The organism is Streptomyces aurantiaciflavus (genome assembly GCF_049808595.1).
Classification (GTDB): domain Bacteria; phylum Actinomycetota; class Actinomycetes; order Streptomycetales; family Streptomycetaceae; genus Streptomyces.
Genome location: NZ_JBNCAQ010000020.1, coordinates 99,261 through 124,573, shown reverse-complemented (window position 1 = coordinate 124,573; position 25,313 = coordinate 99,261). Strand labels below are relative to the sequence as shown.

At 73.3% G+C, this 25,313-nt stretch carries 20 protein-coding genes; 13 read left to right on the top strand and 7 right to left on the bottom strand.

Annotated elements, in window-relative coordinates:
• Window positions 1-107 precede the first annotated feature (107 nt).
• Window positions 108-1,592 (top strand): 3' terminal RNA ribose 2'-O-methyltransferase Hen1, encoded by a 1,485-nt coding sequence (locus ACPT94_RS24135; RefSeq protein WP_425246803.1) that lies wholly within the window; start codon window positions 108-110, stop codon window positions 1,590-1,592.
• The gene (locus ACPT94_RS24130) at window positions 1,589-4,150 is read left to right on the top strand and encodes a polynucleotide kinase-phosphatase (protein WP_425246802.1); all 2,562 of its coding nucleotides are present in this window, start codon (window positions 1,589-1,591) and stop codon (window positions 4,148-4,150) included. The genes ACPT94_RS24135 and ACPT94_RS24130 overlap by 4 nt, the downstream gene beginning before the upstream one ends.
• Window positions 4,151-4,372: 222 nt before the next feature.
• On the opposite strand, the gene ACPT94_RS24125 is transcribed toward ACPT94_RS24130, so the two are convergent.
• Together ACPT94_RS24125 and ACPT94_RS24120 are read right to left on the bottom strand one after the other, a co-directional pair.
• A complete protein-coding gene (locus ACPT94_RS24125; RefSeq protein ID WP_360338062.1) occupies window positions 4,373-5,272 on the bottom strand; it encodes an NAD(+)/NADH kinase in 900 nt (299 codons plus the stop codon).
• Window positions 5,269-6,438, bottom strand: coding sequence for an SPFH domain-containing protein (locus tag ACPT94_RS24120; protein ID WP_360338207.1), 1,170 nt, complete (start codon window positions 6,436-6,438; stop codon window positions 5,269-5,271). Before ACPT94_RS24120 ends, ACPT94_RS24125 begins: the two co-directional genes overlap by 4 nt.
• A 138-nt stretch (window positions 6,439-6,576) precedes the next feature.
• Here ACPT94_RS24120 and ACPT94_RS24115 point away from each other — a divergent pair, with 138 nt between their 5' ends.
• Together ACPT94_RS24115 and argF are read left to right on the top strand one after the other, a co-directional pair.
• Window positions 6,577-7,800, top strand: coding sequence for an arginine deiminase (locus ACPT94_RS24115; RefSeq protein ID WP_360338059.1), 1,224 nt, complete (start codon window positions 6,577-6,579; stop codon window positions 7,798-7,800).
• Between the two features lie 113 nt (window positions 7,801-7,913).
• Complete coding sequence (argF, locus tag ACPT94_RS24110; RefSeq protein WP_360338056.1) at window positions 7,914-8,921, top strand: ornithine carbamoyltransferase; 1,008 nt, start codon at window positions 7,914-7,916, stop codon at window positions 8,919-8,921.
• 19 nt (window positions 8,922-8,940) lie between these two features.
• Here the strand turns inward: argF and ACPT94_RS24105 are convergent, their stop codons facing one another.
• A complete protein-coding gene (locus tag ACPT94_RS24105; RefSeq protein WP_360338053.1) occupies window positions 8,941-9,402 on the bottom strand; it encodes an ATP-binding protein in 462 nt (153 codons plus the stop codon).
• A 321-nt stretch (window positions 9,403-9,723) separates the two neighbouring features.
• Between ACPT94_RS24105 and ACPT94_RS24100 the strand changes: the two genes are divergently transcribed.
• Both ACPT94_RS24100 and ACPT94_RS24095 read left to right on the top strand, forming a co-directional pair.
• Window positions 9,724-10,551, top strand: coding sequence for an enoyl-CoA hydratase family protein (locus ACPT94_RS24100; RefSeq protein WP_360338050.1), 828 nt, complete (start codon window positions 9,724-9,726; stop codon window positions 10,549-10,551).
• Window positions 10,552-10,682: 131 nt separating this feature from the next.
• Complete coding sequence (locus ACPT94_RS24095) at window positions 10,683-12,965, top strand: bifunctional salicylyl-CoA 5-hydroxylase/oxidoreductase (protein ID WP_489686589.1); 2,283 nt, start codon at window positions 10,683-10,685, stop codon at window positions 12,963-12,965.
• A gap of 4 nt (window positions 12,966-12,969) precedes the next feature.
• Here the strand turns inward: ACPT94_RS24095 and ACPT94_RS24090 are convergent, their stop codons facing one another.
• Together ACPT94_RS24090 and ACPT94_RS24085 are read right to left on the bottom strand one after the other, a co-directional pair.
• On the bottom strand, window positions 12,970-13,797 hold the full coding sequence (locus ACPT94_RS24090) for a PaaX family transcriptional regulator (RefSeq protein WP_425246800.1): 828 nt from the start codon (window positions 13,795-13,797) through the stop codon (window positions 12,970-12,972).
• 15 nt (window positions 13,798-13,812) lie between these two features.
• Complete coding sequence (locus ACPT94_RS24085; protein ID WP_425246799.1) at window positions 13,813-15,417, bottom strand: AMP-binding protein; 1,605 nt, start codon at window positions 15,415-15,417, stop codon at window positions 13,813-13,815.
• A gap of 183 nt (window positions 15,418-15,600) precedes the next feature.
• Here ACPT94_RS24085 and ACPT94_RS24080 point away from each other — a divergent pair, with 183 nt between their 5' ends.
• From ACPT94_RS24080 to ACPT94_RS24050, 7 genes are all read left to right on the top strand, one after another.
• Window positions 15,601-16,728, top strand: coding sequence for an acyl-CoA dehydrogenase family protein (locus ACPT94_RS24080; RefSeq protein ID WP_425246798.1), 1,128 nt, complete (start codon window positions 15,601-15,603; stop codon window positions 16,726-16,728).
• Window positions 16,725-17,123 (top strand): RidA family protein, encoded by a 399-nt coding sequence (locus ACPT94_RS24075; RefSeq protein ID WP_360338035.1) that lies wholly within the window; start codon window positions 16,725-16,727, stop codon window positions 17,121-17,123. The genes ACPT94_RS24080 and ACPT94_RS24075 overlap by 4 nt, the downstream gene beginning before the upstream one ends.
• A 445-nt stretch (window positions 17,124-17,568) precedes the next feature.
• Complete coding sequence (locus ACPT94_RS24070) at window positions 17,569-18,834, top strand: glycosyltransferase (protein WP_360338032.1); 1,266 nt, start codon at window positions 17,569-17,571, stop codon at window positions 18,832-18,834.
• A 44-nt stretch (window positions 18,835-18,878) separates the two neighbouring features.
• Complete coding sequence (locus tag ACPT94_RS24065) at window positions 18,879-20,129, top strand: wax ester/triacylglycerol synthase domain-containing protein (protein ID WP_425246797.1); 1,251 nt, start codon at window positions 18,879-18,881, stop codon at window positions 20,127-20,129.
• 73 nt (window positions 20,130-20,202) lie between these two features.
• A complete protein-coding gene (locus ACPT94_RS24060; RefSeq protein WP_360338026.1) occupies window positions 20,203-21,486 on the top strand; it encodes an aminotransferase class I/II-fold pyridoxal phosphate-dependent enzyme in 1,284 nt (427 codons plus the stop codon).
• 42 nt (window positions 21,487-21,528) lie between these two features.
• A complete protein-coding gene (locus tag ACPT94_RS24055) occupies window positions 21,529-22,647 on the top strand; it encodes a GNAT family N-acetyltransferase (protein WP_360338023.1) in 1,119 nt (372 codons plus the stop codon).
• A 52-nt stretch (window positions 22,648-22,699) separates the two neighbouring features.
• Window positions 22,700-23,665 (top strand): NAD-dependent epimerase/dehydratase family protein, encoded by a 966-nt coding sequence (locus tag ACPT94_RS24050; protein WP_425246796.1) that lies wholly within the window; start codon window positions 22,700-22,702, stop codon window positions 23,663-23,665.
• A 12-nt stretch (window positions 23,666-23,677) separates the two neighbouring features.
• Here the strand turns inward: ACPT94_RS24050 and ACPT94_RS24045 are convergent, their stop codons facing one another.
• Window positions 23,678-24,916 carry a beta-ketoacyl-[acyl-carrier-protein] synthase family protein gene (locus ACPT94_RS24045; RefSeq protein ID WP_425246795.1) on the bottom strand — a complete coding sequence of 413 codons (1,239 nt, stop codon included), beginning with the start codon at window positions 24,914-24,916 and terminating at the stop codon, window positions 23,678-23,680.
• Window positions 24,913-25,185: an acyl carrier protein gene (locus tag ACPT94_RS24040; protein ID WP_360338014.1), complete on the bottom strand. Its 273-nt coding sequence runs from the start codon at window positions 25,183-25,185 to the stop codon at window positions 24,913-24,915. Before ACPT94_RS24040 ends, ACPT94_RS24045 begins: the two co-directional genes overlap by 4 nt.
• Window positions 25,186-25,313 lie beyond the last annotated feature (128 nt).

The window sequence follows — 25,313 nt, the reverse complement described above, 5'->3', positions numbered from 1 at the left end:
GTGGGAAAATCCCGGGTGCCCGCGGACCGTTCTCTGTACGTTGGAGGCACGCGGAGGCGCACCACCAGCGCTTTCGCACCTTCCGAACCCTTTCGAGGCAACCCACCGTGTTCCTGACCATCACCACCACCGGCACTCCCGAACGCCCCGCCACCGACCTGGGCTACCTGCTGCACAAGCATCCCGACAAGGCGCAGGCGTTCTCCACCTCCTACGGCAAGGCGCACGTCCTCTACCCCGAGGCCGATGCCGAGCGCTGCACGGCGGCGCTGCTGCTGGAGGTGGATGCCGTGGCGCTGGTCCGGCGCGGCAAGGCCAAGGGCCGCGGAGGCGCTCCCGACGCGGCGCTCGCGCAGTACGTCAACGACCGCCCGTACGCGGCCTCCTCACTGCTCGCGGTCGCGCTGAGCAACGTCTTCTCCAGCGCGATGCGGGGCGTGTGCAACGCCCGCCCCGAGCGCGCCGCCCAGCCGCTGCCGCTGCGCGTGGAGGTCCCCGCGCTGCCCGCCCGCGGCGGCCCCGACCTCGTACGGCGTCTCTTCGAGCCGCTCGGCTGGACGGTGACCGCCGAACCGGTGGCGCTGGACGCCGAGTTCCCGGAGTGGGGGGACTCACGGTACGTGCACCTGGTGCTGGAGTCGGAGACGCTGACCCTCGCCGAGGCCCTGCGGCACCTGTACGTCCTGCTGCCCGTGCTCGACGACGCCAAGCACTACTGGGTCGCCCCCGACGAGGTCGACAAGCTGCTGCGGGCCGGTGAGGGCTGGCTGCCCGAGCACCCCGAGCAGAAGCTGATCACCAGCCGTTACCTGTCGCGCCGCTGGTCGCTGACCCGGCAGGCGATGGAGCGGCTGGAGCTGGTGCGGCTGGCCGAGACCGACGACAGCGAGGTCGAGGAGATCGACAACGCGGTCGAGGCGGAGGCGGAGACGGAGGAGAAGCCGACCCCGCTCGCCGTACAGCGCAGGGACGCGATCGTCGCGGCCCTCCAGGAGTCCGGGGCCGCCCGGGTGCTCGACCTCGGCTGCGGGCAGGGCCAGTTGGTGCAGGCGCTGCTGAAGGACGTGCGGTTCACCGAGATCGTCGGCGTCGACGTGTCGATGCGGGCGCTCACCATCGCGTCCCGCCGGCTGAAGCTGGACCGCATGGGCGAGCGTCAGGCCTCCCGCGTCACGCTCCTGCAGGGCTCGCTCGCCTACACCGACACCCGGCTCAAGGGCTACGACGCGGCCGTGCTCAGTGAGGTGATCGAGCACCTCGACCTGCCCCGGCTGCCCGCCCTGGAGTACGCGGTGTTCGGCTCGGCGCGGCCGCGAACGGTCCTGGTGACCACCCCGAACGTCGAGTACAACGTCCGCTGGGAGAGCCTCCCGGCCGGCCATGTCCGGCACGGCGACCACCGCTTCGAGTGGACCCGCGAGGAGTTCCGCACCTGGGCGGCCGCGGTCGCCGAACGCCACGGCTACGACGTCGCGTTCAGGCCCGTCGGGCCCGACGACCCCGAGGTCGGACCGCCCACCCAGATGGCCGTCTTCGTGATGAGCACCGCCGACAGCAGGAACCCGAACGAGAAGGAGGCGAAGGCAGCGTGACCGAGACCCAGGTGTCCCCGAAGCAGGGCCGTGTCCTGCCCGTCACCGACCTCTCCCTCGTCGTGCTGATCGGCGCGTCCGGCTCGGGCAAGTCCACCTTCGCCCGCCGGCACTTCAAGCCGACCGAGGTCATCTCCTCCGACTTCTGCCGCGGCCTGGTCTCCGACGACGAGAACGACCAGAGCGCCACCCGGGACGCCTTCGACGTCCTGCACTACATCGCGGGCAAGCGGCTCGCGGCCGGCCGGCGCACGGTCGTCGACGCGACCAGCGTGCAGCAGGACGCCCGCCGCCAGCTGATCGACCTGGCCAAACAGTACGACGTGCTGCCCATAGCGATCGTGCTGGACGTCCCGGAGCAGGTGTGCGCCGAGCGCAACGCGGGCCGCACCGACCGCGCCGACATGCCGCGCCGGGTCATCCAGCGCCACACCCGCGAACTGCGCAGGTCCCTCAGGCACCTGGAGCGCGAGGGCTTCCGCAAGGTCCACGTCCTGCGCGGGGTCGAGGACGTCGAGCACGCCACCGTCGTCACCGAGAAGCGCTTCAACGACCTGACCCACCTCACCGGCCCCTTCGACATCGTCGGCGACATCCACGGCTGCGCCTCGGAACTGGAGGCGCTGCTCGGCAAGCTGGGCTACGTCGACGGCGTCCACCCGGACGGCCGCCAGGCCGTGTTCGTCGGCGACCTCGTCGACCGCGGCCCCGACAGCCCGGGCGTGCTGCGCCGCGTGATGTCGATGGTGAAGTCGGGCAACGCGCTGTGCGTCCCCGGCAACCACGAGAACAAGTACGGCCGTCACCTGCGCGGCCGCAAGGTCCAGCACACCCACGGCCTCGCCGAGACCATCGAGCAGATGGCGGGCGAGAGCGAGGAGTTCGTGGCCGAGGTGCGGGAGTTCCTGGACGGCCTGGTCAGCCACTACGTCCTCGACGGCGGACGCCTCGTCGTCTGTCACGCCGGTCTGCCGGAGAAGTACCACGGCCGCACCTCCGGCCGCGTCCGCTCGCACGCGCTGTACGGCGACACCACCGGCGAGACCGACGAGTTCGGGCTGCCGGTGCGCTACCCGTGGGCGGAGGACTACCGGGGCCGGGCGGCCGTGGTCTACGGCCACACCCCCGTCCCGGAGGCCACCTGGCTCAACAACACCATCTGCCTGGACACCGGCGCCGTCTTCGGCGGCAAGCTGACCGCGCTGCGCTGGCCCGAGCGGGAGCTGGTCGACGTACCGGCCGAGCGGGTCTGGTACGAGCCGACGAAGCCGCTGCGCTCCGAGGCGCCCGGCGGGCACGACGGGCGTCCGCTGGACCTGGCGGACGTGCACGGCCGGCGGATCGTGGAGACCCGGTACGAGGGGCAGGGCCGGATCTCGATCCGCGAGGAGAACGCGGCCGCGGCCCTGGAGGTCATGAGCCGCTTCGCCGTCGACCCGCGGCTGCTGCCGTACCTCCCGCCGACCATGGCGCCGACGGCGACCAGCCACGTCGAGGGGTACTTGGAGCACCCGGCGGAGGCCTTCGCGCAGTACGCGCAGGACGGTGTCGAGCGGGTCGTGTGCGAGGAGAAGCACATGGGCTCGCGGGCGGTGGCCCTGGTGTGCCGGGACGCCGAGGCGGCGCGCAAGCGGTTCGGTGTCGAGGGAGGCCCGGCAGGGTCGCTGTACACCCGCACGGGGCGCCCCTTCTTCGACGACGAGTCGGTGACGGAGGAGATCCTCGGGCGCGTGCGGGCGGCGGTGGACGAGGCCGGTCTGTGGGCCGAGCTCGACACGGACTGGCTCCTGCTCGACGCCGAGTTGATGCCGTGGTCGCTGAAGGCGTCCGGGCTGCTGCGCTCGCAGTACGCGGCTGTCGGCGCCGCGTCCGGCGCGGTCTTCCCGGGCGCGCTGGCCGCGCTGGAGGGCGCGGCGGCACGGGGCGTCGACGTCTCGGAGCTGCTGTCCCGCCAGCGTGGGCGGGCCTCGGACGCGGCCGCGTTCACGGAGGCGTACCGGCGCTACTGCTGGACGACGGAGGGACTGGAGGGTGTGCGCCTGGCCCCGTTCCAGATCCTGGCCGTCCAGGGCCGCAGCCTCGCGGCCCTGCCCCACGACGAGCAGCTGTCCCTCCTCGACCGTCTGGTGGAGCACGACTCCACCGGCCTGCTCCAGACGACCCGGCGCCTGTACGTCGACACGGCCGACCCCGAGTCGGTGCGGGCCGGCGTCGACTGGTGGCTGGAGATGACCGGCCGCGGCGGTGAGGGCATGGTCGTCAAGCCGCTCGGCGCGGTGGTGCGCAGCACAGAGGGCCGTCTGGTCCAGCCCGGCATCAAGTGCCGGGGCCGCGAGTACCTGCGGATCATCTACGGCCCGGAGTACACACGCCCCGACAACCTCGCCCGCCTCCGCGGACGCTTCCTGAACCACAAGCGCTCCCTCGCGATCCGCGAGTACGTCCTCGGCCTGGAGGCCCTGGACCGCCTCGCCGAGGGCGAGCCCCTGTGGCGCGTGCACGAGGCGGTGTTCGGCGTACTGGCCCTGGAGTCGGAGCCGGTGGACCCCCGCCTGTGACGGGGTTGTCCACGGCGAGGGCGGAGCCCCGGGGATGAGGGCGCTCTCTCACCTGCCGGGGTCGGGCGCTGCGTGGGCGAGGCTGAAGTCCAGGGGCGGAGCACCTGGCGGGGGCGGGGGCGGAGCCCCGTGGGGGTCTGGGGGCGTGAGCCCCCAGTGGGGGTGAAGGGGCGGAGCCCCTGGGATGGGACGGGTAGGGGCGGCGGGGGCGATTCTCCCCCGTCAGCACACCAACCGCAGCCGCTCCCCGCACACCCCCACCATCACCCTCTGCCCCCACGTCAGCTCCACCGCGTCGCTCTCGACCCCGTCCCCGAAGGCGATGAGCCGCTCCGACTCGACCGTGAGCGTCAGCCGCCCCCCGGCCGCCAGGTCGCCCGCGACCAGCGAGGTCCCCGTCACCGGGGACGGCCATGCCTCCCGTACGAACCACACGAGCCGCCGTTCCGTCGGCCCGGGCAGGCGGAGACCACCGCCCCGCTCCTGCCACACCGAGCGGATCCAGCCGGTCGCCCCCGTGCCCGTCCCCACGAGCACCCCGGAGGAGGCCTGGGCCTCGACGACACCCCCGTCGTCCTCGAGGCCCAGGCGGTATCGGGCGGTCTGGTGACCGGCGGCGCCGAGGTAGATCTCGTTGAGGGCCAGCAGCCGCTGCGTGTCGTCGGCGACGGCCTCGACCATGGTCAGTTCGGCCGTCTCCGTGCCGGCCGCGAGCGCGGACGGGAGCAGCACACCCGCGTCCCGCGGTCGATGGCGGACCAGCACCCCCGGATTGCGGCCGGGGTCCGTGTCGATGCCCACCACCGGCTGCCCCGCGAGGTACTTGGCGACGTTGGCCACCAGACCGTCCTGCCCGACCACGACGACCACGTCCTCGGGCGCGAACAGGAAGCGGTCCAGGTCGGCCCGCTCGACCCGCGTCTGACGCCAGGTCAGGGGGATCGCCGCCGTCACCTCCGCCAGCGCCCGCCTGGTTCGGCGGTGCCGCTCGGCGACCTCCTCGATGTCCCGGCCGCGGGAGGCGAGGAAGAAGGCGGCCTGGCCGTGGGTGCCGTGCCGGGCCACCAGCTCCTCGTACTCCGTGGTGCGGTGGACGAGTACGGCCCGCGGGGCGAGGCTCATTCCCGGTCCCCGGCGCCGAGCCGGGCGAGCAGCCCGGTCAGCACGTCGGGCGAGATGGTCACGCTGTCGATGTGCGGCAGGTTCTCCGCGAGCCGTGTCCCGGTGAGGGCGTGCAGGGTCGTCACGTCGACGTCGGCGTGCACGCGCAGCCAGGCCGCCTGGGCCTGCGCCCGCGCCTCGCCCACCTCGCGCGCCGCCTCGGCCTCCGCGCGGGCGAGCCGTACGGCACGGGACGCCTCCGCGTCCGCGAGGGCCACCGTGCGGGCGGCCTCCGCCTCGGACAGCCGCTGGGTGCGGTGCGCCTCGGCGTCGGCCAGCCGGATCTGCCGGGCCGCCTCCGCCTCGGCGAGCTCGACCGAACGGGCCGCCTCCGCCTCCGCGAGCCGCACCGTGCGCGTCGCCTCCGCCTCGGCCCGTACCTTGTCGGCGGCCGCGTTCTCCTCGGCCTCGCGCCGGGTGTTCGTACCGCGCTGCTCGACCAACTGCTCCTCGCGCCGGGCGAGTTCGATCCTGCTGGCGAGTTCGTTCTCGGCGATGGCCCGTTCCCGTTCGACGGCCACCGCCCGCCGCTCGTACGTCGCCCGGTCCGCCTCCTGCTGGATCTGCTCGCGGGCCGGCGTGCGCAGGGCCCGCTCCACCTCCGGTTCGGGACGCAGCGCCACCACGCGGACGGCCACGATCTCGATGCCGGTGGCGGGGAGGCGGGGCTCCGCGGCGAGGCCCGCCGCGACCCGTTCGCGCACCGACGTCACACCGTCCACCAGCGCCGACGCCAGCGGTGTGCGGGCGAGCACGTCCAGCGCGTGCTGCTGGGCCGTCTCCGTGAGCAGTGTGCCGAGCTGCTCCAGCGGCGCGCCCCGCCAGGCGCCGGTGTCCGGGTCGATCGAGAAGTCGAGGCGGGCGGCGGCGACGGCCGGGTCGCTGACGCGGTAGGTGACCGTCGCCTGCACGGCCACGTCCTGGAAGTCCGCCGTACGGGCATGGAAGGTCATCGCCAACTCCCGGTCGTCGACCGGTACTTCGGAGAGCGCGGCGGTCAGCGAGCGGAACCAGAAGCTGAGCCCGGGCCCGTCGTGCACCAGCTTGCCGGAGCGGTGGTGGCGGACGTGTGTCGTCGGAGCGCCCCGGAGATGGCGCCAGCCGAGGCGCCGGGTGATGTCGGCCACGGAATCCCCCTCGTTCGCGATTTTCGTCATCAAGACGATAATCGGCGGACGGGATTGTCGTCAAGAGGACGAAAACTGGGCCGCGCGGAATCGGCCCAGGAGCGGGTGAAGGCGGTCCCCGATGGTCAGGATGGAGGCATGGGATTCCATGTCGACTCCGAGGCCGGGCGGCTGCGCCGCGTCATCCTGCACCGGCCGGATCTCGAGCTCAAAAGGCTCACCCCCAGCAACAAGGACGCCCTCCTCTTCGACGACGTGCTGTGGGTGCGCCGGGCGCGCGCCGAGCACGACGGCTTCGCGGACGTCCTGCGCGACAGAGGCGTCGCCGTCCATCTCTTCGGCGACCTGCTCACCGACGCCCTGGAGATCCCGGCGGCCAGATCACTCGTCCTGGACCGGGTCTTCGACGAGAAGGAGTACGGGGTGCTCGCCACCGACCACCTCCGTGCCGCCTTCGAGAACCTGCCGGCGCCGGAACTCGCGGAGGCCCTCGTCGGCGGCATGACCAAGAGGGAGTTCCTGGAGGTGCACCCGGAGCCGACCTCCGTGCGCTTCCATGTCATGGAGCTCGACGACTTCCTCCTGCGTCCGCTGCCCAACCACCTCTTCACCCGCGACACCTCCGCCTGGATCTACGACGGCGTCTCCATCAACGCGATGCGCTGGCCGGCCCGGCAGCGCGAGACCGTCCACTTCGAGGCGATCTACCGCTATCACCCGCTCTTCCGCGCGGAAACGTTCCACGTCTGGTCCGAGGGGCAGGCCGACTATCCCTCCACCATCGAGGGCGGGGACGTCCTGGTCATCGGCAACGGCGCGGTGCTCATCGGGATGAGCGAGCGCACCACCCCCCAGGCCGTCGAGATGCTCGCCCACAAGCTCTTCGCCGCCGGCTCGGCCGAGACGATCGTGGCCCTCGACATGCCGAAGCGGCGCGCCCTCATGCACCTCGACACCGTCATGACGATGGTCGACGGCGACACCTTCACCCAGTACGCGGGCCTCGGCATGCTCCGCTCGTACACCATCGAGCCCGGCGTCGGCGAGAAGGAGCTGAAGGTCACCGACCATCCGCCGGAGCACATGCACCGCGCGATCGCCGCGGCCCTCGGCCTCAGCGAGATCCGGGTGCTGACCGCCACCCAGGACGTGCACGCGGCCGAGCGTGAGCAGTGGGACGACGGCTGCAACGTCCTCGCCGTCGAACCCGGCGTCGTCATCGCCTACGAGCGCAACGCCACCACCAACACCCATCTGCGCAAACAGGGCATCGAGGTGATAGAGATCCCGGGCAGCGAGCTGGGCCGGGGCAGGGGCGGGCCGCGCTGTATGAGCTGTCCGGTCGTGCGGGAGGCCGTATAGGCGCACGGGTGTGCGGACCGGCGTACGGGTGGCTGTATAGAAATGCTGAACATCGTATAGACTTCCAAGGGTCCTGTCACTGTACCTCTTCACCGCATCAATGGAGCGCCCCCATGGCGACAGTCCCGACCGCCCTCGCCGGCCGCCACTTCCTCAAGGAACTGGACTTCACCCAGGAGGAGTTCCGCGGTCTGATCGAGCTGGCCGCCGAGCTGAAGGCCGCCAAGAAGGCCGGGACCGAGACGCGGTACCTGACCGGCAGGAACATCGCGCTGATCTTCGAGAAGACCTCGACCCGCACCCGCTGCGCGTTCGAGGTCGCCGCCGCCGACCAGGGCGCCTCGACGACGTACCTCGACCCCTCGGGCTCACAGATCGGCCACAAGGAGTCCGTGAAGGACACCGCGCGGGTGCTGGGCCGGATGTACGACGGGATCGAGTACCGCGGCGACAGCCAGGCGAAGGTCGAGGAACTGGCCGCGCACGCGGGCGTGCCCGTCTACAACGGCCTCACCGACGACTGGCACCCCACCCAGATGCTCGCCGACGTGCTGACGATGACCGAGCACAGCGGCAAGCCCCTGACGGAGATCGCCTTCGCCTACCTCGGCGACGCCCGCTTCAACATGGGCAACTCGTATCTGATCACCGGCGCCCTGCTCGGCATGGACGTCCGCGTCGTCGCCCCGAAGACCTACTGGCCCGCGCAGGAGATCATCGACCGGGCCCATGAGCTCGCCGAGACCAGCGGGGCCCGCGTCACCCTCACCGAGTCGATGGCCGAGGGCGTCCTCGGCGCCGACTTCGTCGCCACCGACGTGTGGGTCTCCATGGGCGAGCCCAAGGAGGTCTGGGACGAGCGGATCGCGGCGCTCTCCCCGTACGCCGTGACCATGGACGTCCTGCGTGCCACCGGCAACCCGGACGTCAAGTTCCTGCACTGCCTGCCGGCCTTCCACGACCTCGGCACCAAGGTCGGCCGCGAGATCTTCGAGACCCACGGCCTGGAGTCCCTGGAGGTCACCGACGAGGTCTTCGAGTCGGCCCACTCGGTCGTCTTCGATGAGGCGGAGAACCGCCTGCACACCATCAAGGCCGTCCTCGTGGCGACCCTGGCCTGACTCCCTGCGCCGGCTCTCCTCACGCCGGATGCGGACGCCGCTGCGGCGGCACCGCGGCCAGCCTGAACCACACCGCCTTGCCGGACTCCGTGGGGCGGTGACCGCAGGCCGAGCTCAGGGCGCGGATCAGCAGCAGACCGCGCCCGTGCTCCTGCCAGGGGTCGGGCTCCCCGCCGGACGGACGGGTCAGGTCCCCGGGCGGCACCGGGTCGGGGTCGTGCACCTCGATCTGACAGCCGGTCGGCTGCAGTTGCACCACCAGCTCGATCGGCTCGTCCCCGGCGGTGTGCTCCACGGCGTTCGCCACCAGCTCGGCGGTGAGCAGCTCCACCGTGTCGCTGTCCGCCCCGTGCTCCAGCTCGGCCAGCGCCGTACGGACCAGTGCGCGGGCCACCGGCACGGCCGCGGCGGAGTGCGGCAGTGCGATGCGCCAGGAGGCGGCTGAGGCGGAGGGGCGTTCGTGCAAGGCGAGTCCGTTCATGGCGCAGGTTCCTGTGCTCGACATCAGGCTGTCCTGCTTTCAGCTTGAGGAATGGTACGGCGGCCGCCGGCGCAGGCACATGGCGGGTGCCGTACGGGACCTTCAGCCCCGTCACCGGGCGGCTTACCCGGCTGAACGGTCCCGCGCGCACCCCCGATCCCGTTGTTACCGCGTTATTGACGACCGGTGACGCCTGTGACGGGGACCGGTCACGCGGTGACACCTTCGTGGCATACCCGGCCGCCCTATCGCGCACTCATGACGACGGTCAGATATCGGTGATAACTTCGTGAGTGACCGCTCGTCGAGGAGGCCGCCCTCATGAGTCCCTTCACCGGCTCCGCCGCCCGCACCTCCGACTGGCACCACCTCCGCGTCACCCGCACCGACGGCATCGCCACCGTCACCCTCGCCCGCCCCGAGAAACTCAACGCGCTCACCTTCGGCGCCTACGCCGACCTGCGCGACCTGCTCGCCGAACTGTCCCGGGAGCGCTCGGTGCGCGCCCTGGTGCTGGCCGGCGAAGGACGCGGCTTCTGCTCCGGCGGCGACGTCGAGGAGATCATCGGCGCCACCCTCGCCCTGGACACCGCCCAGCTCCTCGACTTCAACCGGATGACCGGCCAGGTCGTCCGGGCCGTACGGGAGTGCCCGTTCCCGGTGATCGCAGCCGTGCACGGGGTGGCGGCCGGGGCGGGCGCGGTGCTCGCGCTGGCGGCGGACTTCCGCGTCGCCGACCCCACCGCCCGCTTCGCCTTCCTCTTCACCCGCGTCGGCCTCTCCGGCGGTGACATGGGCGCTGCCTATCTGCTGCCCCGGGTCGTCGGCCTCGGTCACGCCACCCGGCTGCTCATGCTCGGCGAACCGGTCCGCGCGCCCGAGGCCGAGCGCATCGGCCTGATCAGCGAACTGGCCGAGGACGGCGCGGCGAACGAGGCCGCACACCGACTCGCCCGCCGCCTGGCCGACGGCCCGGCCCTGGCGCACGCCCAGACGAAGGCCCTGCTCACGGCCGAACTGGACATGCCCCTGGCGGCAGCGGTGGAACTGGACGCGGCGACCCAGGCCCTGCTGATGAACGGCGAGGACTACGCGGAGTTCCACGCGGCGTTCACGGAGAAGCGGGCACCGAAGTGGCGGGGGCGGTAAGGGTGGTGTACCAGGGCCAACGGCGGTGTGCGGCCGACGCGAGGACGCCGACTCAAGGGGCGCGGGACTGTGCCGACATGCGGCTCCGCCGCGGGGCGCGACCAGCCCATGACGACCCGCAGTCGCATTCCATGACCAGCCACCCCCTCCGCGTAGCGATCATCGGCGGCGGCCCCGGCGGCCTCTACACCGCGGCCCTGCTGAAACGCCTCGACGCCGACCGCGAGGTAACCCTCTGGGAACGCGACGCCCCCGACGACACCTTCGGCTTCGGCGTCGTCCTCTCCGACGAGACCCTCGGCGGCATCGAGAACGCGGACCCGGTGGTGTACGAGGCCCTGGAGCGGGACTTCGTCCGCTGGGACGACATCGACATCGTCCACCGCAACACTCGCCACACCGCCGGAGGCCACCGCTTCGCCGCCCTCGGCAGGAAGAGGCTCCTGCAGATCCTGCACGAACGCTGCCGCTCCCTCGGCGTCGACCTGCGCTTCCACACCCAGGCGCCGCCCGTGGAGCGCCTCGCGGAGGAGTACGACCTCGTCGTCGCCGCGGACGGTGTGCACAGCACCACCCGCGAGACGTACGCCCATGCGTTCCGCCCCCATGTGGTCAGCCACCGCTGCCGCTACATCTGGCTGGCAGCCGACTTCGCCTTCGACTCCTTCCGCTTCGAGACCGCCGAGACCGAGCACGGCGTGATGCAACTGCACGGCTACCCCTATGCGGCCGACGCCTCCACCGTGATCGTCGAGATGCGCGAGGAGGTGTGGCGCGCGGCCGGTTTCGGGGAACTGGACGAGCAGGAGTCGATCGAGCGCTGCGCCAAGATCTTCACGGACGCGCTCGGCGGCCGGCCGCTCAGGTCCAACAACTCCACGTGGACCACCTTCCGCACGGTCGTCAACGAGCGCTGGTCGCACGGCAACGTCGTCCTCCTCGGCGACGCCGCCCACACCGCCCACTTCTCCATCGGCTCCGGCACCAAGCTCGCTGTCGAGGACGCCCTCGCCCTGGCCGCCTGCCTGGAGGAACGGCCGTCCCTGGAAGGGGCGTTGGCGGCGTACGAGGAGGAGCGCAGGCCGGTCGTGGCCTCCACCCAGCGTGCCGCCCGCGCCAGCCTGGAGTGGTTCGAGAACCTCGCCCTGTACGTCGGCCGGCCGCCCCGCCGGTTCGCTTTCGACCTGCTCACCCGCAGCCGTCGCGTCACCCACGGCAACCTCCGCCTGCGCGACGCGCACTTCACCGAGGCCGTGGAGCGCGAGTTCGGCTGCCCGCCCGGTACGCCCCCGATGTTCACCCCGTTCCGGCTGCGCGGCCTGACCCTGCGCAACCGGGTCGTCGTCTCCCCGATGGACATGTACTCGGCGACCGACGGCCTCCCCGGCGACTTCCACCTCGTCCACCTCGGCGCGCGCGCCCTCGGCGGGGCGGGACTGGTGATGACCGAGATGGTGTGCGTGTCCCCCGAGGGGCGCATCACGCCCGGCTGCACCGGCCTCTACACCGCCAGACAGGGCGAGGCGTGGCGGCGGATCACCGAGTTCGCGCACACGCGGGCGCCGGGCACCGCGATCGGCGTCCAGCTCGGCCACAGCGGGCGCAAGGGCTCGACCCGGCTGATGTGGGAGGGCATGGACGAGCCCCTGCCCGACGGCAACTGGCCGCTCGTGGCCGCCTCCCCGCTGCCGTACAAGCCGGGAAGCCAGACGCCCCGGGAGCTGAGCCGGGCGCAACTGACCGATCTGCGCGAGCAGTTCACGGCGGCAGCCGGGCGGGCGGCCCGGGCCGGGTTCGACCTGCTCGAACTGCACTGCGCCCACGGCTACCTGCTCTCCGGCTTCCTCTCCCCGCTCACCAACCGCCGTACGGACGCCTACGGCGGCTCGCTCGAGAAGCGGCTGCGGTTCCCGCTGGAGGTCTTCGACGCCGTACGGCGGGTGTGGCCGGAGGAGCGGCCGATGACGGTACGGATCTCCGCCACCGACTGGGCCGAGGGCGGGACCACGGCCGACGACGCCGTCGAGATCGCCCGCGCCTTCGCCGCGCACGGCGCCGACGCCATCGACGTCTCCACCGGGCAGGTCGTCGCCGACGAGGCACCGGAGTTCGGGCGGTCGTACCAGACGCCGTTCGCGGACCGCATCCGGCACGAGGTGGGTGTCCCGGTGATCGCGGTCGGCGCGATCTCCTCCTGGGACGACGTCAACTCGCTGATCCTGGCCGGGCGCGCCGACCTGTGCGCGCTGGGCCGCCCGCACCTGTACGACCCGCACTGGACCCTGCACGCCGCCGCCGAACAGGGCTACGACGGACCGGGCGTCGTCTGGCCGGAGCCGTACCGGGCGGGCAGCCGGCCGCCGCGGACCGGGCGGACGGACGCGCCCAAGCCCCGGCTCACCCTGGGGAGTTGATACGTCACACGGCGGAGTCCCGCAGCCCGGCGAACTCCGCCCCCGCGTCCCGCAGCCGCTCGTGCAGCCCCCGGAACACGGCCGCCGAGCGGGCGCCCGGCCAGTCCTCGGGGAGCAGACGGGCGGGCAGGCCGGGGTCGGCGTAGGGCAGGTGGCGCCAGGAGTCCAGGGCGAGGAGGTAGTCGCGGTACGCCTCCTCGGGCGGGGTGTCCGTGCGCCGCTCCCAGGCGTGCAGCACGCGCGCGTGGCGGTCGAGGAACGTCTCGTGCTGCTTGGCGACGGCGGCCAGGTCCCACCAGCGGGCGACGGCCTCGACGGTCGGCGCGAAGCCGAGGTGCTCACCGCGGAAGAAGTCGACGTACGGGTCGAGGCGCAGCCGTCGCAGGGTGTTGCGGGTCTCCTCGTAGAGCCGGGCGGGCGCGATCCACACGCCGGGGGCGGCCGTGCCGAAGCCCAGGCCGGACAGCCGGGAACGCAGTACGTGCCGCTTCTGCCGTTCCGACTCGGGCACCGAGAACACCGCCAGCACCCAGCTCTCGTCCGCGGGGGGCGCGGTGGCGTAGATCCGCCGGTCGCCGTCCTCCATCAGCTGCCGTGCCTCTTCGGACAGTTCGTACCCGGCGGCACCCTGGTCCGTACGGGCCGGCAGCAGCAGTCCGCGTCGCTTCAGCCGGGACACCGAGGAGCGGACGGAGGGCGCGTCGACGCCGACCGCGGCGAGCAGCCGGATCAACTCGGCGACGGGCACGGGTCCCGGCGCGAAGCGGCCGTACGCGCCGTAGAGCGTGACGATGAGAGACCGAGGTGCGGGCTGGTCGGACACGATGATCATCTTAAGTCGTCGGCATCACTGCTGGTCACCATTGGTGTAACCAGGGGCGCGCAGCCTGAACCGCTGCAGTTTGCCGGTCGCGGTGCGCGGCAGCGCGTCCAGGAGGACGATCTCGCGCGGGCACTTGTACGGCGCCAGCTCCTCCTTGACGAAGGCCCGCAGCGCCTCCGTGTCGCGCCTTGCCCCCGCCCGCAGCACGGCGAACGCCACGACGACCTGTCCGCGTGCCTCGTCGGGCCGGCCGACGACCGCCGCCTCGACGACGTCCGGGTGCCGCAGCAGCGCCTCCTCCACCTCGGGGCCCGCGATGTTGTACCCGGCCGAGACGATCATGTCGTCGGCGCGGGCGACGTACCGGAAGTAGCCGTCGGACTCGCGGACGTAGGTGTCGCCGGTGATGTTCCATCCGTCGCGGACGTACTCCCCCTGACGGGGATCGGCGAGATAGCGGCAGCCGACCGGTCCGCGTACGGCGAGCAGTCCCGGCCGGCCGTCGGGGACGGGCGCGCCGTGTTCGTCCTGCACGCGCGCGTGCCAGCCGGGGACGGGGACGCCCGTCGTGCCGGGCCGGATCCGCTCGTCGGCCGCGGAGATGAAGATGTGCAGCAGCTCGGTGGCCCCGATGCCGTTGATCAGACGCAGCCCGGTCCGCTCGTGCCAGGCCCGCCAGGTGGCCGCAGGCAAATTCTCGCCGGCCGACACACAGCGGCGCAGCGAGGACAGGTCGTGCCCGTCGAGCTGGTCGAGCATCGCGCGGTAGGCGGTCGGCGCGGTGAACAGCACGGACACCCGGTGCCCGGCGATCGCGGGCAGCAGCTGCTGGGGGCCCGCCTGTTCGAGCAGCAGCGCGCTCGCGCCGGCCCGCAGCGGGAAGACCAGCAGCCCGCCCAGCCCGAAGGTGAAGCCGAGCGGGGGACTGCCGGCGAAGACATCGCTCTCATGGGGCCGCAGCACATGCCTGGAGAAGGTGTCGGCTGTGGCGAGCACGTCCCGGTGGAAGTGCAGGCACCCCTTCGGCCGTCCGGTGGTGCCGGAGGTGAAGGCGATCAGCGCCACGTCGTCGGCCGCGGTGTCCACCGCCCGGTACGGCGTGTCCGGCGCCGGCCGGCGCAGCAGGTCGTCGGGCGCGTCACCGCCGTACGTGGTGATCCGCAGCCCCGGGATGTCCGCCTTGGCGAGGTCGTCGACGGCCCGGATGTCGCACAGGGCGTGCCGCACCCGGGCGATCTCGGCCATCGTGCGCAGCTCGTGCGGGCGCTGCTGGGCCAGCACGGTGACCGCGATCGCGCCCGCCTTGAGCACCGCCAGCCAGCAGGCCGCGAGCCAGGGCGTGGTCGGCCCGCGCAGCAGCACCCGGTTGCCGGGGACCACTCCGAGGTCGCCGGTGAGCAGATGCGCCAGCCGGTCGACGCGGGCGCGCAGCTCGCCGTACGTCCAGGCCGGGCCGGTCGGGGTGTGGAAGACGGGCCGGTCCGGGGCGGGGCCGGTGAGGAGTTCGGCGGCGCAGTTCAGCCGTTCGGGGTAGCGCAGCTCCGGCAGGTCCAGGGAGAGCTCGGGCCACTGGCCGGGCGGCGGGAGGTGGTCGCGCGCGAAGGTGTCGACATGGGCCGAGACGTTCATGGCGGGTCGCCCCCTTGCCTTGGTGGGCGCCTTCCGGGCGCCGTGACGGGCGTCGTGGTGGGCTCGCCCGCCGAGCGTATCGCGTTGGTGACGGCAGTCAACAGTTCGCGATACGGTCGGGTCAGGCCCGGGAAGGCCAAAGGGAGGCGCCCGGCGCAGGCCGGCGGAGAGAGGGGCCCGGCGATGCCCGCATTCTCACTCGAACCGGAGCAGACCGCCTGGTGCGCCGAGCTGCGCGCGCTGGCCGCCGACCGGCTGCGCCCGCTCGCGGACCGCGGCGAACCGGGTCGCGTCAACCGCCCGCTCGTCGCCGAACTCGGCCGGCTCGGACTGCTCGCCCGCCTGTTCACCTCCGGCGCCGTCGACCTCTGCCTGATGCGCGAGTCCCTCGCGTACGCCTGCACCGAGGCGGAGACCGCGCTCGCCCTGCAAGGCCTCGGAGCCCACCCCGTCCACGCGTACGGCACCCCCGCCCAGCGGGAACGCTGGCTGCCCCGCGTCGCCGACGGCGACGCGGTGGCCGCCTTCGCGCTCAGCGAGCCGGGCGCGGGCTCGGACGCGGCGGCCCTGTCCCTGGCGGCCGAGCGCGACGGGCCGCACGGCTGGCGCCTGACCGGCGAGAAGTGCTGGATCTCCAACGCCCCCGAGGCCGACGTCTACACCGTGTTCGCCCGCACCACGCCCGGCGCCGGCGCCCGCGGCGTCACCGCCTTCCTGCTCCCCGTCGACCGCCCCGGCCTCACCGGGTCCGCCCTCGACCTGCTCTCCCCGCACCCCGTCGGCGCCCTCGACTTCGACGCCGTCCCGGTCACGCGGGACGACGTGCTCGGCGAGCCGGACCACGGCTTCCGGGTGGCCATGTCCACCCTCAACCTCTTCCGCCCCAGCGTCGGCGCCTTCGCGGTCGGCATGGCCCAGGCCGCGCTGGACGCCACCCTCGCCCACACCGCCCGACGGGAGGCCTTCGGCGGCAGGCTGAGGGACCTCCAGACCGTCGCCCACCAGGTCGCCGAGATGGCCCTGCGCACGGAGGCGGCCCGCCTGATGGTCTACGCGGCGGCGACGGCGTACGACACCGGCGCCCCCGACGTCCCGCGCCGCGCCGCCATGGCCAAGCTGCTCGCCACCGAGACCGCGCAGTACGTCGTCGACGCCGCCGTCCAACTGCACGGCGCACGGGCGCTGCGCCGCGGTCACCTGCTGGAACACCTCTACCGCGAGGTACGGGCGCCCCGCATCTACGAGGGGGCGAGCGAGGTCCAACGCGGCATCATCGCCAAGGAGTTGTACGCGAACCAGGAGGCCACGTGACCGTCGAGCGCATCAACCCGCCCGAACTCTCCCCGCCCGCCGGCTTCTCCCACGCGGTCGCCGTGACCGGGTCACGGCTGGTGTTCCTCGCCGGCCAGACCGCTCTCGACGCCGGCGGCAAGGTCCTGGGCGACGGCCTCCCGGAACAGTTCGAGCGGGCGCTCACGAATCTGCTGACCGCGCTGCGGGCGGCCGGCGGCACCCCTTCCGACCTCGCCCGCGTCACCGTCTACGCCACGGACGTCGCCGAGTACCGCGCCCATGCTCCCGAACTCGGCCGCATCTGGCGTGAGTTGGCGGGGCGTGACTACCCGGCGATGGCGGTCGTGGAGGTCGTGCGCCTCTGGGACGACCAGGCGACGGTGGAGCTCGACGGCTTCGCGGTGCTGCCGTAGCCTCCCGACGCGCCCCGGGCCCGAGCGCCGTGCCGCAAGGGTCGCGGTCCCGGCCGTGATTGGGCCGAGCCGGTGAATTGTGCGACCGCAGTCAACAGCCCCGCCGCCGGGGCAGGGGCCCGCTCCCGGGCCACCGCGGCCGGCTGCCGCGCAGGTCAGGGGCGGTGGCGGGCCCGGCCGGGCGGAAAGGGGGGCGCGCCCGCGTGCTCCCACCGGCGGAAGTGACTGTGTGCGATTCTTCGCTACAGCGCGTGGCTGGCCTGTGAGCCGGGCGAAATCGGCGGATGGGCGGGCGGCGGTCCCCGGCGAACAACTCCTGCCATCGGTCCTCCCCGGCGCCCGGCGCCCGCGACCGCGGTGTCGTCACAGCACCGGTCAGCACGCCGCACCGGACGTCCCGGGCTTCGCCCGGGCGCGCCGACTCCGAGGACAAGGAGGTCCCGCCATGCGGGTACTGATCGCGACGACCGGAACCATGGGCGACGTCGCGCCGCTCACCGGCCTGGGGGTACGACTACGGCAGGACGGACACGAGGTGTCCGTCGCCACCCACGCGCGGTACGCCACGATGATCCGCGCCTGCGGACTCGGCTTCCGCCTCCTGCCCGGCGAACCGGGCGACCTCCTCCACGCGATGCGCTGGCGGCCCCGCAGGGCGGACGGCATCCGCGGCGGCCTCGCGGTGGGGAGCACACTGCTGCCCGACGCGCTCCCGGCCGGCGAGGGCATGCTCGCGGCCATGCGGCAGGGGACCGACATCGTGCTGGCGAGCGGCGCACACGGCCTCGTGGGGAAGATCGTCGCCGACGCGTTGGGTCTGCCCAGCGTCGGCCTGGCCCTGCAGCCGCACTACCCGACCGACGAGTGGGCGCCGATGTGCCTCGGACGCCGCTCGCTCGGCCGGACCGGCAACCTCGCCCTCTCGCGCCGGCTCCCCGATCTGACGCTGACCCTCGCGGCGCCGCACACGCGTCGCCTCTGCGCCCGGCTGGGCCTGCCCCAGCAGAGCTTGTCCCGCCGGCGTGCCGGCCTGCGGAGCTGGCCGCTGTGGTACGGGTTCAGTTCCGCCGTCGTCCCCCGCCCCGCCACCGTGCCGGCCCACGTCCACCTCACCGGCTACTGGTGGCCGCACACACCGCGGGACTGGCGCCCCGGCCCGGAGCTGACCGACTTCCTGCAGGCCGGTCAGCCACCGGTCTACCTCGGCCTGGGCAGCATGCCCATGCCGCCGGCCCGCGCCGAGGAGGTCTCCCGCATGTGCCTGGCCGCACTGCGCCGGGCCAAGGTGCGCGGCGTGGTGCAGGCCGGCTGGGCCGGGCTGCGGGTGCAGCACGACGACGTCCTCACCGTCGGCGAAGTACCTCACCAGTGGCTCTTCCCCCGTACCGCCGCCGTGGTGCACCACGCCGGCGCGGGCACCACCGCCGCCGCGCTGCGCGCCGGAGTGCCCGCGGTGGCGGTCCCGATCTTCAACGACCAGCCCTTCTGGTCCGAACGGCTCCGCCGGCTGGGTGTCAGCGGCGGCACGGTCCCCTTCGCCGAGCTCACCACCGACCGCCTGGCCGAAGCCATCGGCCGCGCGGTCCACAACCCCGCCCACCGCCACCGCGCACGACGGATCGCCGCCCACATCGCAGCCGAGGACGGCGCTGCTCGCGCCGCGGAACTCCTGACGGAGCTCGCGGAACGCGGTGTGCCGAGCCGTCCGTGAGCCTAGGCCCCGGTGACCACCACACCCGCGAACGGAGCACCCCCATGACAGCCGACCGCATCGCACCCCTCGACCGCGCCCTCCTGTCGTACACCAGGCAGCCGGTGGTCACCACAGCCGTCTTCGACCTGAAAGGCCCCGCGCCCACCCTGGACGCCGTACGTGACCGGGTCCGCTCCCGGCTGCCCGGCCTCCCCGTCCTGTGCCGTACGGCCGGCCCCCGCAGCACCCGCTGGGGACACGCCGAACCGGACCTGGAACTGCACGTCCGGCACATGGAGGCCGCACCCGGAGGCCTCGACGACGCCACCCGCACCCTCATCGACCGGCCGTTGCCCTCCCCGCGGGCACCGCTGTGGGACCTGTGGCTGCAGACGGCGCCCGCCGCCGACCGCCACCGGCTGTGCCTGCGGTTCCACCACGGACTGACGGACGGCGTGGGCCACGTCAACCTCGCCGCCGCGCTCCTGTGCGACGGCCCCGTCGCCCCCTTCCCGAGACACCGCCCCGGCCGTCCGACCGTCGCCGGGATCGCGCGCCTCCTCCAGGAGACGACGCGCCGGCCCAACAAGGACTGGCCCGAGTTGTCCGCGCCGACCGGCGGCCCCAGCACCTGGTCCTACGCCGATGTCGACATGTCCCAACTGCGCGGAGCCGCCCGGCGGTTCGGCGGCACCGTCAACGACGTCTACCTCACCGCCCTCGCGGGTGCCTTCCGGGCCTGGCGCCGGCTCACCGACTCCGCCGGCCCCGCCGCGGCGCCCCCGGACCTGCCGGTCTGCATCTCCATGTCGGTTCGGCGGGCCGGAGACGAGTACATCGGCGGCAACTACGTGGTGGCCGCCAATATCGACCTTCCGGTCTCCACACCGGACCCGCTGGAGGCGGCCCGCCGGGTGACCGAGGCCAACCGCCGGCTGGAGGACATCCGCTACCGCAACAGCTTCCCTTCGCCCACCTCCCTGCCCGTGCCCACCGCCCTGCTGCGCGCGGCGCTGACCGCGGGCTCCGAGCGTTCCCTGGCGACCGCGACGTACCTGCCCTTCCCCGGTGTGTGGACCTGTTTCGGCACCCGCGTCGCAGCCACCGCCGCGCTGATCGTGCTCACCTGCAACACCCGCTGCTTCACGACCCTGCACCGCATCAACGGCAACGCGCGCTTCACCGCCATCCACGACTCGTCCCTGCCGCACGCCGAACGGTTGCCGTCCCTGTGGCTCGACGCCCTCGCCGAACTCGCGGACGCCGGCCCCGGCCCGCGACCGGGGCGGCACGCCGCACTGAGCACGCCGTGACGCCGCACGGCCCCGCTCGCCCAACGCCCCGACCCGCCCTCGCCTCGCCACGCCGGCCTAAGGAGTTCACCCCGTGGACGTCTTCGACAAATGCCGTGACTTCGACTCCGCCCGGCTGTACGGGCCACCCGGAACCTCTCCCTACTTCCGTCCCGTGCTGCCGGCCGCCCGTGCGGGTGAGGCGACCGTCGACGGCCGGACCGTGGTGATGGCCGGCTCGAACGACTACCTCGGCCTGGCCGGTGATCCCAGGCTCGCGGAGGCCGCCGTCCGGGCCGTACACGAGTACGGCACCGGCTGCTCCGGCTCCCGCCCCATGTGCGGCACACGGGAGGTCCACGAGCGGCTCGAGAGCGCCTGCGCCGCGTTCCTCGGCCGGGAGGCCGCCGTCATCGCGCCGTCCGGCCTGCAGACCAACCTGATGCTCGCCGGTCTGCTGGACAAGGGGGACGTGGTCCTGGGCGACCGGCAGAACCACGCCTCGCTGGTCGACGCCGTCAAGCTGGCCGGCGCCGACTACCACCGTTTCCGCCGGGACGACGTGGCGCGGGCCGAGCGGTTCTTCGCCGAGGCCGGCCCCGACGCCGGGCGGGTCGTCATCACCGACGGGCTGTTCTCCATGGAGGGCGACCTGTGCGACCTGCCCGGCATCACCGCTCTCGCCGCCCGTCACCACGCCCGCGTGGTCGTCGACTGCGCCCATGACCTCGGCCTGCTGGGCGCGACAGGCCGGGGCACACCCGAGCACTTCGGCCTGGAGGACCGGGTCGACCTGGTGACGGCGACCTTCTCCAAGAGCCTCGGATCGGCCGGCGGGGTCCTGGCCGGCCCGGCCGACGTGATCGACTACGTCCGGTGCCGCTCCCGGGCGACGGTGTTCACCGCCGCCATGGCCCCGCCCGTCGTGGCGACGGTGCTGGCCGCCCTGGAGATCGTACGGACCGAGCCGGAGCGCCGGGATCGCGCCCTGGACGTGGCCGAACGCATGCACAACGAGCTGCGCGCGCTGGGCTACGACACCGGGAGTTCGGTCAGCCCCATCATCCCGGTCGCCGTCGGGGACCACGACCGCTGCCTGGCCCTGTGGCACCGGCTGCTCGACGCGGGCGTCTACGTCAACCCGATCGTCGCCCCCGGCCGGCCCGAGGGACAGGAGATGCTCCGAGTCTCCTTCTCGCCGCTCCACACCGACGACCAACTGGAGCGGGTGCTCGACGCCTTCGCCACGGCCGGCCGGGCCGAGGGCGTCATCCCCCCGACCCCGCCCGCCACCTGGGAGCCGGTACGCGTCGCCCGCCCGACCCCGGCCCCCCACGTGCCCGCACCGCACCAGCCTGCCGCCGCAGAGGTCCGCTGACCTCCGCACGCCGCGACGCCCGCTCGACAAGTGGTGGTCCTCATGCCTCTCTCTCCGACCGTCACCCAGGTCCGACGCCGCTCGGAGCTGCACGACTTCATCCGGCTGCCCCACCGGCTCTACGCGGGCGATCCGCACTGGACCCCGCCGCTGGACGCCGGCCAACGCGCCCTCCTGGATCCGGCCCGCGGTCATCCCTTCCGGGAGTCCGCCGAGGTCCAGCCGTTCCTGGTCCGCCGCGGCCGTGAGGTCGTGGGCCGCATCGCGGCCCTGGACGATCCACGCCAGGGCGAGGGCGGCTTCGGCCTCTTCGAGAGCATCCTCGATTTCGAGGTGTCCGCCGCCCTGTTCACGGCCGCCTCCGACTGGCTGCGCCGGCGCGGTCGCGACCGGATGCTGGGACCGCTGAACCTGTCCACCAACCAGGAGTGCGGCCTGCTCGTCGACGGCTTCGGCACCCCCGCGGTGATGATGATGCCGTACAACCCGGCCCACTACCGGGACCTGTTCGAGGAGTCCGGCCTCAAGCCCGTCAAGGACCTGTGGAGCTGGACGATCGACCTGACCGCCCCCGTCCCGGACCGCATCACCCGGCTGCGCGACCGGGTCGCCCAGCGACACCGCTGCGTCCTGCGCCCCCTCGACCTCGGCCGGCTGGACGACGAGGCGACGGCTCTGCGGCGGATCTACAACGAGGCCTGGCACGGCAGTTGGGGGTTCGTGCCCTGGAGCCGGGCCGAGTTCGGCCACGCCCTCGGGGAGCTGAGGCCGCTGCTGGGCCGGAGCGTCGCCCTGGTGGCCGAAATCGACGGGGAGCCGGTCGCGTTCAGCATGCTCGTGCTGGACGCTGCCCCGGCCCTGCGCGCCGCACGCGGCCGGCTGTGGCGCCACGGACTTCCGCTCGGCGCGCTGCGCATGGCACGCGCGCTGCGCCGTACGCACACGGGCCGGGCCCTGCTGATCGGCGTCCTGGAAAAGTACCGGGGCCAGGGCATCGACGTGCTCCTGCGGGTCGCCAGCCTGGAACGTGCCCGGGCACTGGGCATGCGTACGCTCCATGCCGCCTGGACGCTGGAGGACAACACGTCGGCCAACCGCGGCATCGCCGCCATGGGCGGCACACGCAGCGTCACCCACCGCCTCTACGAACTCGGACTGTGAGGCGGCGTCCCATGCGTGTCCTTCGCGAACTCGGACTGTGAGGCGGCGTCCCATGCGTGTCCTCCTCACCGGCGCCACCGGCTTCGTCGGTGGCCACCTCGCCCGCCATCTGCTCGGGCTGGGTCACACCGTGACCGCCCTCGTCCGGCCCGAGACCGCCCCGGACGCCGTACGGCGGCTGTCGGCCGCCGGGGTCCACCCCACCCGTGCGCGGGCCGCCGCCCTGCGGGAGTGCGACACCGTCGTCCACCTGGCCGCCGCCACCAGGGCCCCCACCGCCCGCGACTTCCACCGGGCGAACGTCGCCGGCGCCCGCGCCCTGTTCGGCGCCGCCGCCGCGCTCGACACCCCGCCCACCGTCGTGCTGTGTTCCTCACTGGCCGCCGCGGGCCCGTCCACCCCGGCCCGGCCCCGGACCGAGTCCGACCCGCCCGCCCCCGTGTCGGACTACGGCCGCAGCAAGCTCGGCGCCGAGAACGTCGCACGCGCCCACGCCGACCGCGTGCCCACCGTCGTCGTCCGCCCACCGGTGGTCTACGGCCCGGGCGACCCCGACTTCCTGCCCACCCTGGCCACCATGGTCCGGGCAGGCATCGGCATCCGCCCGGCGGGCCGCGCCGAGTACTGCCTGATCCATGTCGACGACCTGTGCGCCGCGCTCGTCCTGGCGTCGGCCGCGGGCAGCCGTCTGGACCCGGACGACAGCGTCGCCGGTGTCTACCACGTGTGCGACGGCACGCCCCGCAGCCTCCCGGAGATCCACCGGTACCTCGCCCGGACCCTCGGCCGCCGCACCCCCCTGCTCCTGCCCCTGCCCCGGCCGGTGCTGACGACCGCGGCCACGCTCCTGGAGACCGTCGGCCGGTCGTGCGGGAACCGGCCGGTCCTGGGCCGGGACAAGGCCCGTGACCTCAACCAGGCCGCGTGGACCTGCGCCAGCGACCGGGCCCGCGCGGAGCTGGGCTTCGTTCCCCGACGCACCCGGCTCGGCGAGGAGTTCCGCGCGGCACTGGCGTGAGCCGGTGGCTCGTCACGGGACGAACCCTTCCACCGGGGCCAGCACCAGACAGGCGTTGTGCCCGCCGAAGGCGAAGCTGTTGCTGAGGACCGGCCCGGCGGGCAGCTTGCGCGGCGCGCCGGTGACCACGTCCAGCTCACAGCGGGGGTCCAGCTCGGTCAGGTTGGCGGTGGGCGGCGCCAGTCCCTCGGCGACGGACAGCGCCGCGATCACCGCCTCCACCGCCCCGGCCGCGCCGATCGCATGACCGGTCACGGACTTGGGCGCCGTCACCGGGACCTCGCAGGCCCCGAAGAGGGACGCGATCGCCCGTGCTTCGACCAGGTCGTTCAACTCGGTGCCGGTGCCATGGGCGTTCACGTGCACCACCTCCCGGGCCGTCACGCCCGCGTCGGCCAGCGCCGCCGTCATGCACGCCCGCGCCCCCGCACCCTCCGGGTGGGGCGCGGTCAGATGGTGCGCGTCCGAGTTACGCCCGTAGCCGGCCAGTTCCGCGTAGATCCGAGCCCCACGGGCCCGCGCCGACTCCAGCCGCTCCAGCACCACGAAGGCGGCGCCCTCGGCCATCACGAACCCCCTGCGCTCCACGTCGAACGGCCGGGAGGACCGCGCGGGGTCGGCGAACCCGGTGGCGAGTGCGCCGAGCCGGTACATGGCCAGCATGGTGGTGGGGGTCAGCGGAGTGTCGTGCCCCCCGGCGACCACCACGTCCGCGGCTCCGGATCGCACCAACTGCGCGGCTTCGCCCACCGCGTGGGCCCCGGAGGCGCACGCGGTGGACAGCGTCAGACTCGGTCCGCCGATCTCGTACGCCATGCTGATCAGCGCCGCTCCGGCGTTCGACATCACCATCGGCTGGTTCGACGGGCGCGGCCGTCCCACCCCGTTCACCTGCCGCAGCAGCGCCTCCTCCTGCGTCACCAGCCCGCCGTACGCCGATCCCGTCACCACCGCGCGCCGCCCGGTCTCCGCCGCGAGGCCACCGGCGTCCGCGATCGCGTCGGCCGCCGCGCAGAACGCCAACTGCATCGACCGGTCGGCCCGAGCCGTCTGTTTCCGCGTCAGGTATCCGCCCGCGTCGAACCCCTCGATCTCGCAGGCCACATCGACCGGAAACCCGGGCACGTCGAAGGACCGCACGGGACCCGCCGCCGGCCGCGACCGCGCCAACGCCTCCCACAGGGCACCCGGCGTGTCCCCGGCCGGGTTCCGCACCCCCATGCCGGTGATCACCACCCGGCCGGCCGTCATGCCGGGACCTCCGCGGCGCCGTCCGGCATCTGCCGGGCCAGCAGCAGATCCGCCACGTCCGCGACCGTCGACACCCGTCCCCACCGACCGCCCCTGTCCACGGCGACCCCGAAAGCGTCCTGCACGGCCACCTCCAGCTCCGCGAAGTCCAGGCTGTCGGCCCCCAGATCCGCCACCAGCCGAGCCTGTGGCGTCACCGCCTCCTCCGGTACGGACAGCACTGTCGAGCACAGCTCCCGCAGCCGCCGCACAACTTCCTCACGCTCCATCACCGAGTGAGCCCTCCGACGCCGTGACGTTACTGAGCGCAGTGTAATGATTACTTATTGTATGCGCGGTGCTTGGGAGGTCGTACTGGCTGTCGCGACGGCTCTCGGGTGACGCCGCGCGCTTGTGG